This window comes from Bacillus sp. RIT 809, assembly GCF_016892495.1.
GTDB classification, from domain to species: Bacteria; Bacillota; Bacilli; order Bacillales; family Bacillaceae_G; genus Bacillus_A; species Bacillus_A cereus_U.
Genome location: NZ_JAFEMR010000022.1, coordinates 70,410 through 80,662 on the forward strand (window position 1 = coordinate 70,410; position 10,253 = coordinate 80,662).

A 10,253-nucleotide genomic window follows, 5' to 3' on the forward strand; every position below is an offset into this window, starting at 1 on the left:
ATACGGTAGCGTATGTTTTACGTTAGATTACTACTATTCTCATTTTTTGTCAATTTTTCATTCTGTTTATTTTTATGAACTTTAATGTTGTTGTTAATCGTAATATTGATCGTCATCACCCTCGGTAAATTGGATAACACGAAAGTCCCTTCAGGATTACTGAAGGGACTATTACACATTTGCGAAAAGTGCCTTTATGTACAAGAAGCGCTTTTCAGTCTAAAACTATTTTTTCAGATTGCATTGCTCTAGAAGCTTTTCTAGCATTTCCAAAGTAACTGGTTGTGCTTTAGTAGTTAGTTGATACCCAATCCGTCCATTCGTTTCTACAGTTGCTTGTTGTAAATTCTTGATTTCATGTATGCCTTTTTCTCTCAGATGCATAAATAATTGTTGTTCTGACATTTTCGCGCGTAATAAATTCTTTTTTAAGATTTCTCCGTTTTCTATAACAATAATGCTATTTCCATTTAGAAACTTTTCTACTTTTCGTGATTTCAATTCAAAAAAATGAATAATAAGTAAAACACCCGCAAAAATAAAGGCAGCAAAAATAGATGGGCCTACTTTCCTACTTAATATAGGTTCTACAATAATACGACCTATAGAAACCACAATAATAATTTCAGCTCTCGTCATTTGGCTAACAGATTTACTACCTGTCAATTTTAAAACAATAATTCCAGTGAGGATTAAAATAATGCTTTCAAAAAGTATATTCATTACAGCCCAATCCTTTAATAGTGAATGTTACTAGTATTCCCATTAAAGGATTTTTATGATATTTTAAAGTATCCATTCTCTTTACGTGCCTTATTCTTTGAAGCACCTCTCTCCCAGCTAGTACTGGTAAAGCATCAACTTTCTTCATTGCTTCTACTTGTGATTCGTTACGAATCATTGCATACACAGTATGACCTTCTTTTATTGGCATTGGTATTAAAGAACGTGCTGTTGCACCTGCTACAAAAATTTTCATATGTGTTCCTTCTTATTTTGAATATCATAATTGAGAAAAGACATATATAAGGTATGTGACAAATATTTGGCTAGTTTTTCATTATTCATATGAAACGTATACTTTTAAAGGATTAATTATCCCTTGACTCAGTTCCTCAAAACATTGTATGAGTGCAGTATAATGTATTTCATGTTGAAAAATTTCTTCTATAAATGGTGTTTGTTCTATTTTTCTAAAAAAACAATCTGCATGTTTTTGATAATCGTATCCGTCACTTGACCCAATGATTTGCAATTCTTTCCGATAAAAGTCGGCGGTTAATGTTAGTTCTACTTTATTACCATCAGAAAGTATACATATTACACCATTACTGTTAAGTGCTTTTTGCAATGTACGGAATCCGCTATTTGTAGCTGAACATTCGAAACCGTAACTATATGTTTCTATTATTTTCTCTTCTGAATCATATATGTTTTTTGCACCAAATTTCTTTGCAAATTCTCTCCTATTTCTATTAGGTTCAACAACATCCACATGATCAACACCTACATAATATTTTAAGAAATAACATGTGAGTAAACCCATAACCCCCATGCCAGTTATTAGTACTTTTTTATCCTGTAGTGGGTTTAATTTTAATACTCCTTTAGCAGCATCACATGACAGAATGGATAATAAGGCAACTTTAGGCTTTATATAACTAGGTACTCGAGTTACTTTATGTCCCTTAACTATTCCTATCGTTTGATGCCCATAAAAAGAAACTACTTTATCGCCTACGCTTAAATTTGTTACTTTACTACCAACTTGAATAACTTCACCATAACTTTCATATCCAGTTTCTCTCGGATATAAAGGATTACCATCTGAAATGTCCGACTCCTTATACTGCGGTAACTCTGCCCCAATGCTTATTGCACCTGCGATTGTTTTAACGATAATTTCATCATCCTGTAATGGCCTAATTTTATCCGTTTGCCACTTCAGTTGTTTAGAGCCTTCTAAAACTAATTTATATTGTTCCATTGATATCCTCTCACTTTATAAAAATATATTCACACTAAACTTTAAGCTATAATAATCAATATGAAAGATTCATCCAAAATTAAAGCTATAATGTTGGCTAGCACTCAACAGTGATAACATGATAATTGAATTTGATGGATATGGAATTAATGAGTATGTTATTGGCCATAACTGTTCTATTAGCGAGTTAAAAACAATGTATTTTAACGTGGAAAATGAAGAGTTATCTAATGAGGATCTTCTAAGTTTATTTTGTGTACGATATCATTATGAAAACATTCCAAAGTCATTACAAGAAGACATTAAGAGAGATATCGTCATTGACTTAGATACGGACTATATTTATATCCCTAATAGATAACAATAACTTAGTAAACTAAAATCTTTTAATGTAACTTACGATTCAGACAAGAATTTAATAAAATAAGTAATTGCCCAAATGGAAGTCGCGAATTGAGTGACAAAATACATTGTCCATTCGAAAAAAGTCAGCTTTCTCTCTTGTTTAATCTTCTTTAAGTATCTGTAAAATATTAATGTACTCAAAAACATAAGTAACAAAGATAATTGTTGTAAATCATCGACTATACGTACCGCCATAGACTTCATCACCCTCCTATACAAAATAAAAACTATACTTTAAGGATATCATTAGTTTGGTAATGTTTTTCCATTTATTCAATGAAATTTTAAAAATGTTTTATTTATAAATACAATAATCGCCTACTCATAAATTTGATGGGCGATTATTATTTTTTTTAATAATTGCTTTATTTCACATCATTTTCAAAATACTTTAATTCAATCACGATATCAATAATAGGTTTTGATGTAAATGACTCTTGCAAGGAATCTCCTAATCTTGGACTTACTGATTTGAAAAAATAAAATTATTATGCCGTCTCAATTACCATTATTTTGGAAAATAATGTGCTATTATATATTCATAATTAACAAAAAATAAGAAAGAAGGACTTGTTGTGGAAACAAAGATTATAGGAACAGAGAAGAAAATTGATTCAAAATCTCTTTTGGCTTTAGGTTTATTAATTATTTCTGGGATTGTATATCAACTCTTCGCATTTTTAGGGGATAATATGCCCGAAGTATTAGAAATGATTCTTGAAGCTTTATGGAATGTTGCATTATGTGGAATTATAGGATACTATTTTTTAGGGGAAATATCGTTAGATCAATTTAAACATTTTAAGTTTAAGACATTACTTTGGGGTGTGCCTTTAACTATAATCGTGGGTATGGGTTCCAGCTTAATATTCAGCTACATTTTTGAACCTGCAACTAAAAATTCTGTTGCTGGAGTCATAAGTATTTCTATGATTTTATATCGTGTTCCCTTTATGTTAATGGGCGAAGAGTTGCTATGTACTAATATAATTATTGCATTACAAAAATTAGGATTGAAATTTGGCACGGCATCATTAATATGTAGTGTGTTGTTCGCTTTATGGCATATTCCAGCTTATGGTTTTGTGCCAATGCAGTTATTAATAACTATAATCCCAGTTAGATTAGCACTAAATTATATATGGAAAAATTCAAAAAGTATTTGGATAAGTTGGATTTGTCACCTTATTTTTGACATTATTTCATTTATACCAATGCTTAAATAATGATTTTATTTTTAAGAGGACTTTATTATTTATTTACAGTATAAAGAAAAAGAGCACTCAGCTATTGAGTGCTCTAAAAATATTAATTTTGATTTAAAACATTTTCTTCAAAATATTTTCCCCAGTCTGGTCGCCTTCCATCCATATCTGTAAATCCATACTCCCTTCCTAATTCCCATGAACTTAGCGCTCGGCCAGTTTTTTCATGAATATTTGGATCGCTGGCTAAAGCTGCGACTGCTCTCCCAACGAAGAAAGGCGTTTCAGATGCGATAAAATGGGGATCTTGTTTTGCTCCGTCTCGCCAATTCTCCTCTGTTACACCAAATATATCTAACATCGCTTCTGAACGAAGGAATCCTGGACTAACTGCGACAGCTGTAATATTGTGTTGTTCTAAATCTTTCGCCATTGCTTCTGCTAAATGAATTGTTGAGACTTTTGCTAAACTATAGTATAAATTGCCTCGGTATTGATAATCGACACCATCTGTAATTTCAATTACAAGTCCCTTTTTATTATGTACCATTAATGGTACACCGTAATGGCTTGTCATTATATGAGAATGAACAGCTCTTTGTTGCATGAGTAGTCCGTTATGTAAGTTGTGTTCCCAGAAAGGTTTCTCCCATTCTGTTAAAGGATCGCCGCCCCAAACATCGTTTACTAAAATATCAAGCTGTCCATTTTGTTCTTCTTGAATCTTTGTAAATAAAACTTTAATATCTTCTTCTATTGTATGGTCAACACGAACTGCGATTCCGATTCCGCCTTGCTTTGTTACAAGCTCTGCCGTTTCTTCAATCGTTTCTGTTCTTCCCATACAGGATAGATTCCCTTTTGTACTTCTTCCTGTTACATATACAGTTGCTCCAGCTTCTCCAAGCATCATCGCAATACCTCTTCCAGCACCTCTTGTTGCTCCGGCCACAACTGCTACTTTACCTTGTAATGGTTTCATTTTATTCACCTTCATTTTTATAATTCAACTTTATAACTTGGGGTATATGCTTTCTTTCATACTTCCTCGTATAGATTTCGCTATTTGGAGTAACTAATTGTAACGTAATGTCACCACAAACGCCATTTGCAATTTCAAATTCACCCTGTTCATTTGAAATACTACGTTCCTTACTTTCAATTGAATCCTCATAAATTTTCACATTTGATATAGGTTCGTTATTTTGATCTACGATTATACCTCTTGAATACATACCAACTGCTATGCATTGATCATCTTCTATATAATATTTAGTAACTACCATCGCTCCAATTACTATAGTAATACATATAAACAAGGTTATTAATTTGTATCTCACAACAAACCTCCTTATTCGTATTATTCTTTTTTAAATTGAAAATTTAGACGTTTTGATTGTTTGATTTCCTCAATTACTTTGCGTATACCTTCTTCTATCTGATTTTCTTTTACATTCGATACATTTAACTTTAACAGTCTTTCTTTAGGAAAATCCCTTAGATAATTTTTATCAATAGTATCAATATTTATTTGAATATCACTCAATTTTTGTAAAAACATTTCCAAAACACTGGTTTTATCTATTTCTAAACAAGTATGGATTCCTATTGTATTATACTTTTTATATTTAAATAAAAGTGGGTTTTCATTATGCACTTTTTCTAATGTTTCTGCTAGTTTTTTTGATCTATTATTATAGGAGGATTTAATTTTATTTTTATGGCGTTCGAACATGCCACTCTTTATATAAATTTCTAAAGCAGCTTGAGATATCATTGGACTATCAATGTCTAAAATCTTTTTATATTTATGGAAAGCATTTGCAATAGCTGGTGGAATAACCGCCACACCGACTCGTAAACCTGGAAAAATAATCTTCGAGTAACTTTTCAAATATATGACATGATTACAATTATGTAAGCTATATAACGGATCTGCTTTTGAATCTGTTTCTAAATCTGCTAAATAATCATCTTCCACTATAAATACATTATACTTCTTGGCCAATAGCACGATTTTTTCTTTCTCATCTTTAGAATAAGACGTTCCAAGTGGATGATGAAATCTTGGAGTTGTATAAAAGAATTTAATTTTTTCTGTTCTGAATATCCTCTCTAGTTCATTTAAATCTATCCCTTCATGCGTACGCTTAATTCCGATTACAGGAATGTTATTTGTTTCTACATATTCAATATATAAATGGTAACTTGGCTGTTCAATTAGAATCGTGCTATGTCCATTCGGAAACGGTATAGAAGTCAATATAACAAGTGCTTGCTGAACACCTGACGTAATAAAGATATTTTCTTCTTTTGTAAAGACTTGATAGTTTGCCAGTTGTTTTTGAATGACTGGAATTAATGATGGTAAACCTTTCGGTGTTCCGTATACAAACAAATCATTTTTATATGTATCAATTGCCTTATTAATACAATGTTGAAAATCTAAGTATGGAAAAACATCTGGATCTGGTGCTGAAGAAGCAAAATCAATCATCTCGTTATTCTCTATGTAACTTCCAGATTTCTTAACAACATAGTATCCACTTTGAGGTACAGAATAAATAATATGGCGCTTTTCTAATTCATGCAACGCTCGTATCACTGTGGCCTTATTACATTCATATTGCGTGACGAGTGACCGTATAGACGGTAATTTCTTTCCTTCTTTTATCTCTCCATTTTGAATCATACTTTCTAAATCGTTTAAAACATGTAAATACTTATACATCATTACACCTCCAATTTTTTGTACCGGTACAGTTTGTATTTGTTCCCATTGTAGCACTAGATCATAAAGATTACTATGTACGTATACTGGCCAGTGAGAAATTAACTACTATGAGGTGAAATTATGAAAAATACAACAAAAGCATATATATCAGCATTACTCTATTCATTTATTATTGGATTTTCATTTATGTTTGTGAAACTAGCACTAACCATTACGAGCCCTCTTGATACTCTTGCTCATCGTTTTACAATTGCTTTCGTAACTGCAAGCATTCCCGTTATTTTCGGTTTTGTAAAGTTAAATATATCATTCAAAAACATACTTGCCCTTTTACCACTTGCAATATTTTATCCAGCACTGTTCTTTGCTTTCCAAGCATTTGGTCTAGTATATACAAGTTCATCTGAAGCTGGAATTATACAGGCTGCTATCCCTATATTTACAATGATACTCGCTTCCTATTTTTTAAAAGAGTATACGAATACATGGCAAAAAACAGCTGTACTTATTTCCGTCATCGGTGTTATTTATATATTTATCATGAATGGTATAGGAGCTCATAAAACTAGCTTTATCGGTGTTATTCTCATTTTATTATCGGCATTATCATCTGCTTGCTACAATGTATTAGCCCGAAAAATGACAAAGAAATTCAAGTTAATGGATTTAACCTACACAATGACAGCGATTGGTTTTATTAGTTTTAATTTAATCGCTATCGCCAGCCATATAAACAAAGGCACAATAACTGTATACTTTAAGCCATTTACGAACAGCACATTTCTTATCTCCATTTTATATTTAGGATTACTATCATCCTTACTGACAGCATTGTTATTAAACTATTCATTATCTTATATTGAAGCAGCTAAAATAAGTGTTTTTAGTAACTTATCTACACTTATTACTATAATTGCAGGCGTTGTATTCTTACACGAGCAAATTGCCTACTACCATATCATCGGTACACTTATGATTGTTCTTGGTGTAATAGGTACAAACTTTTTGGGCAAAAAAGGAATTATAGCGAAAAAGAAGAATACCTCCTTGAGTAAATAAAAAGTGAGGGGTAAATAATGCAGAACTCTAATACGATCGATATCCGTAATCTACATGAGCTAGAAAACGAATTGTCTACTTTATTAAGTAAACCCATTTCTTCAGGAGAAGATTTAGAAAATTGGCTGAAAATACAGTCGAAATTAATATGGGAAATCGAAGAACAATTAAGATCACACTATATTGACTTTCAATGTAATACAGATAACAAAGAAATAAAAGATACGTTTGAATTTGATCAACAATATGTAAGACCACTTTTAAAACGTTATCAAAATTCATATGATAATAAATATTTAGAATCACCATTTCGAATGCTACTTAATCCAAAAACTTATAGCATACTAGATAAAAAAATAAAGAATGCACAAACATTATTTTGTGAAAAGAACATTGATTTAGAAGTAAAAGAAGACAAATTAGTAACCGAGTACTTCGAAATCACTGGGAGTTTAACTGCGATATGGAATGGCGAAGAAAAAACAATTACTGAACTACAATCTTACTTACAAGATCCGAATCGTGATATACGAAAAAAAGCAAAAACACTTATCTCTGAACGGTACTTATTTGTTGAAAAGGAACTACAAACCATTTTAAATGAATTAATCACAATCCGTCACCAAAAGGCAAAAAACATTCAATTAAATAATTATCGTGATTATATGTTTAAAAAATATGAACGCTTTGATTATACGGCTGATGATTGCTATGAACTGGCTGAATCAATACGACAATATGTTGTGCCACTTACAGATAAAATATTAAATGAGAAAAAAGATGAACTTCAAGTGGATATCCTTCGTCCATGGGATGTAGTAGCTGTAGCTCCCAATCAAAAAGTGTTAAAACCTATTCAAAATGAAAAAGAGTTAATTGAAAAAAGCACTCAAATTTTCAACAAGTTGGATGATGAATTTACGGAACTACTAAACCGAATGTATGAACATGATTGCTTAGATTTAGGAAGTCGTAAAGGTAAAGCAGCTGGTGGTTTTTGTGAGTACTTACCGGCTTCTCAATTATCTTTTATTTTTATGAACCTTAACTATACACAAGATGACATCCTTACTTTCATTCATGAAATGGGCCATAGCATCCATAATGAATGTATAAAGCAACTAAAGATACGACAATATATAGAAATCCCCGCTGAGACAGCTGAATTAGCTAGTATGACAATGGAATTATTCTCGATAAAATATTGGGATGCATTCTATAAAGATAAAAAAGATTTGAAACAAGCAAAAGTTAACTTCTTTAAAGATATTATTACTTATCTTCCAGGTATGCTAATAGTTGATCAATTCCAACACTGGCTTTACGAAAACCCAAATCATACATTTGAGGAAAGAAATGAAAAGTACTTAAAGCTTCAGAAAACTTATCAATCTAGTGTAGTAAATATTAATGGTTATGAAAACTGGTTTGCAACTGGCTGGTTACCTGTACTACATATTTTTGAAGTACCATTCTATTATATCGAATATGCGATTGCACAGCTCGGTGCACTGCAAATGTATAAACAATATAAAGAGAATCCTAAACAAGCACTACAAAATTATAAAAAAGCATTGTCTTTAGGTAGTACTAAGACTATTAAAGAAGTGTATGAAGCAGCCGGCATTCACTTTGATTTTTCTGGAAAAACAGTTAAAGATTTAATGGCATTTGTAGAAGAAGAATTAAATTTACTTGAACAAATATAAGTAAAAAGATGCACCTATCCTTTTAGGTGCATCTTTTTACTGTATTTTCTTCTAATTAGTTTTCAATTTTCATCTCACTTTATTAATAAGCTCTATATATTGTAGGTCCCCATATCCTATTGTTGGAAAAAGATTAAACAACCTTTTTAGTAACTCTTGTGTTGGTAAACCTTTATTTTTGGAGATATACTTTACTACTACATTATTTTCTTTTAGCATTTCTAAATATAAATCTATCGCCTGATACATTACAGGTAGTACCTCATGAGATAGCTTTTTATGATTTACTAGAACTTCATTGTAAACAGAAAAATAGTTCCCTAATTCAAGTTCAATTTGACTTACTTTAAATTCATCCTCTCTGAAGCTATTTAAGTATACTTTGCCCTTATAACCAGACTGTTCAAGGTAAGAAAGTACGGTAAGTAGATTCATTTGGCAAAACATATCCTCACCAAACCATAAAACGATACATTTATACTCTTTCTTAAAAAGATTCTCTAAAGGATGAATAACCTTTTTCATATAATTTTCTACAGTACCTTGGTGTCCTTCTGCTCTTGTTTTAATAAACTCATCATCAAAAACCTGTGTAGTAGTCGCATTTACACACATTGCTTCATTAAATGGAGCGTAATCAGACTCTCCCATTAGTTTTTCACTTTTAAATTCTTCATACATAAATTGACCATTTAATATGTTTAGTACATCTTTATCAAACAGCTCACTCTTTTCATTTCGTAACTGTTCAACTTCAATTTTTCTAGAAAAATTCATTCTACACCACTCCTTGCCATTATTGATTGAACGGGCTTTTTGTTAAGTTGGAATTCTCTTGGGGTTATACCAAAAACAGTTTTAAAAGCTCTACTATAAGCCTCTTATGAAGAGTAATCATAATCAAATGCGATATCAATTATCTTTCTATCATTCGCCAAATCTTCCGTTGATAAATACAATCTTCTGAGAAGAATATATCGTCTAATACTTATCCCTGTTACTTGATGAAATTTAAAAGAACAGTAATAAGGAGAATATCCCATATAATTAGATAATTCATCTAATGAGAATTTACATTTCAAATTCTTATCAATCCAATCGATCATTAACTGTATATGTTCATTCATTTATTTCACTCCTCAACGAAAATTATA

General features: G+C 31.2%; 13 protein-coding genes. 4 read left to right on the forward strand and 9 right to left on the reverse strand.

Annotation, left to right across the window (positions count from 1 at the left end; genetic code table 11):
* Window positions 1-225: 225 nt before the first annotated feature.
* From JTF23_RS21255 to JTF23_RS21265, 3 genes are all read right to left on the reverse strand, one after another.
* Window positions 226-723, reverse strand: a complete 498-nt coding sequence (locus JTF23_RS21255) for a DUF421 domain-containing protein (protein ID WP_002085380.1) — start codon at window positions 721-723, stop codon at window positions 226-228.
* Window positions 707-979, reverse strand: a complete 273-nt coding sequence (locus JTF23_RS21260; RefSeq protein WP_078182362.1) for a Rossmann-fold NAD(P)-binding domain-containing protein — start codon at window positions 977-979, stop codon at window positions 707-709. The genes JTF23_RS21255 and JTF23_RS21260 overlap by 17 nt, the downstream gene beginning before the upstream one ends.
* 81 nt (window positions 980-1,060) lie before the next feature.
* Entirely contained in the window at window positions 1,061-1,987 is a 927-nt protein-coding gene (locus JTF23_RS21265; RefSeq protein ID WP_204209614.1) for a zinc-binding dehydrogenase, read from the reverse strand.
* Window positions 1,988-2,105: 118 nt separating this feature from the next.
* On the opposite strand from JTF23_RS21265, the gene JTF23_RS21270 reads away from it, so the two are divergent.
* Entirely contained in the window at window positions 2,106-2,348 is a 243-nt protein-coding gene (locus JTF23_RS21270; protein WP_204209615.1) for a hypothetical protein, read from the forward strand.
* A gap of 35 nt (window positions 2,349-2,383) precedes the next feature.
* Here the strand turns inward: JTF23_RS21270 and JTF23_RS21275 are convergent, their stop codons facing one another.
* Complete coding sequence (locus JTF23_RS21275) at window positions 2,384-2,587, reverse strand: hypothetical protein (RefSeq protein WP_204209616.1); 204 nt, start codon at window positions 2,585-2,587, stop codon at window positions 2,384-2,386.
* Between the two features lie 380 nt (window positions 2,588-2,967).
* Between JTF23_RS21275 and JTF23_RS21280 the strand changes: the two genes are divergently transcribed.
* On the forward strand, window positions 2,968-3,618 hold the full coding sequence (locus tag JTF23_RS21280) for a CPBP family intramembrane glutamic endopeptidase (protein WP_204209617.1): 651 nt from the start codon (window positions 2,968-2,970) through the stop codon (window positions 3,616-3,618).
* A gap of 82 nt (window positions 3,619-3,700) precedes the next feature.
* Here the strand turns inward: JTF23_RS21280 and JTF23_RS21285 are convergent, their stop codons facing one another.
* From JTF23_RS21285 to JTF23_RS21295, 3 genes are read right to left on the reverse strand one after another with little or no spacing between them, the layout of a single operon-like run.
* Window positions 3,701-4,579 (reverse strand): SDR family oxidoreductase, encoded by an 879-nt coding sequence (locus JTF23_RS21285; protein WP_204209618.1) that lies wholly within the window; start codon window positions 4,577-4,579, stop codon window positions 3,701-3,703.
* 1 nt (window position 4,580) lies between these two features.
* Window positions 4,581-4,937, reverse strand: a complete 357-nt coding sequence (locus tag JTF23_RS21290) for a carboxypeptidase regulatory-like domain-containing protein (protein ID WP_204209620.1) — start codon at window positions 4,935-4,937, stop codon at window positions 4,581-4,583.
* Between the two features lie 20 nt (window positions 4,938-4,957).
* Entirely contained in the window at window positions 4,958-6,328 is a 1,371-nt protein-coding gene (locus JTF23_RS21295) for an aminotransferase-like domain-containing protein (protein WP_204209622.1), read from the reverse strand.
* Window positions 6,329-6,451: 123 nt separating this feature from the next.
* Here JTF23_RS21295 and JTF23_RS21300 point away from each other — a divergent pair, with 123 nt between their 5' ends.
* Together JTF23_RS21300 and JTF23_RS21305 are read left to right on the forward strand one after the other, a co-directional pair.
* A complete protein-coding gene (locus tag JTF23_RS21300) occupies window positions 6,452-7,390 on the forward strand; it encodes a DMT family transporter (RefSeq protein ID WP_204209623.1) in 939 nt (312 codons plus the stop codon).
* Window positions 7,391-7,407: 17 nt separating this feature from the next.
* Window positions 7,408-9,099 (forward strand): M3 family oligoendopeptidase, encoded by a 1,692-nt coding sequence (locus JTF23_RS21305; protein WP_204209625.1) that lies wholly within the window; start codon window positions 7,408-7,410, stop codon window positions 9,097-9,099.
* A gap of 69 nt (window positions 9,100-9,168) precedes the next feature.
* Here JTF23_RS21305 and JTF23_RS21310 read toward each other — a convergent pair whose 3' ends face one another.
* Both JTF23_RS21310 and JTF23_RS21315 read right to left on the reverse strand, forming a co-directional pair.
* The gene (locus JTF23_RS21310) at window positions 9,169-9,876 is read right to left on the reverse strand and encodes an AraC family transcriptional regulator (RefSeq protein ID WP_204209627.1); all 708 of its coding nucleotides are present in this window, start codon (window positions 9,874-9,876) and stop codon (window positions 9,169-9,171) included.
* Window positions 9,877-9,980: 104 nt separating this feature from the next.
* The gene (locus JTF23_RS21315) at window positions 9,981-10,226 is read right to left on the reverse strand and encodes a helix-turn-helix domain-containing protein (protein WP_204209629.1); all 246 of its coding nucleotides are present in this window, start codon (window positions 10,224-10,226) and stop codon (window positions 9,981-9,983) included.
* Window positions 10,227-10,253 lie beyond the last annotated feature (27 nt).

Bases quoted from the DNA above. Each gene is read 5' to 3' on its own strand.
- JTF23_RS21255 (WP_002085380.1), bottom strand. From the start codon at position 723: ATGAATATACTTTTTGAAAGCATTATTTTAATCCTCACTGGAATTATT.
- JTF23_RS21260 (WP_078182362.1), bottom strand. From the start codon at position 979: ATGAAAATTTTTGTAGCAGGTGCAACAGCACGTTCTTTAATACCAATG.
- JTF23_RS21265 (WP_204209614.1), bottom strand. From the start codon at position 1,987: ATGGAACAATATAAATTAGTTTTAGAAGGCTCTAAACAACTGAAGTGG.
- JTF23_RS21270 (WP_204209615.1), top strand. From the start codon at position 2,106: ATGATAATTGAATTTGATGGATATGGAATTAATGAGTATGTTATTGGC.
- JTF23_RS21275 (WP_204209616.1), bottom strand. From the start codon at position 2,587: ATGGCGGTACGTATAGTCGATGATTTACAACAATTATCTTTGTTACTT.
- JTF23_RS21285 (WP_204209618.1), bottom strand. From the start codon at position 4,579: ATGAAACCATTACAAGGTAAAGTAGCAGTTGTGGCCGGAGCAACAAGA.
- JTF23_RS21295 (WP_204209622.1), bottom strand. From the start codon at position 6,328: ATGTATAAGTATTTACATGTTTTAAACGATTTAGAAAGTATGATTCAA.
- JTF23_RS21300 (WP_204209623.1), top strand. From the start codon at position 6,452: ATGAAAAATACAACAAAAGCATATATATCAGCATTACTCTATTCATTT.
- JTF23_RS21305 (WP_204209625.1), top strand. From the start codon at position 7,408: ATGCAGAACTCTAATACGATCGATATCCGTAATCTACATGAGCTAGAA.
- JTF23_RS21310 (WP_204209627.1), bottom strand. From the start codon at position 9,876: ATGAATTTTTCTAGAAAAATTGAAGTTGAACAGTTACGAAATGAAAAG.
- JTF23_RS21315 (WP_204209629.1), bottom strand. From the start codon at position 10,226: ATGAATGAACATATACAGTTAATGATCGATTGGATTGATAAGAATTTG.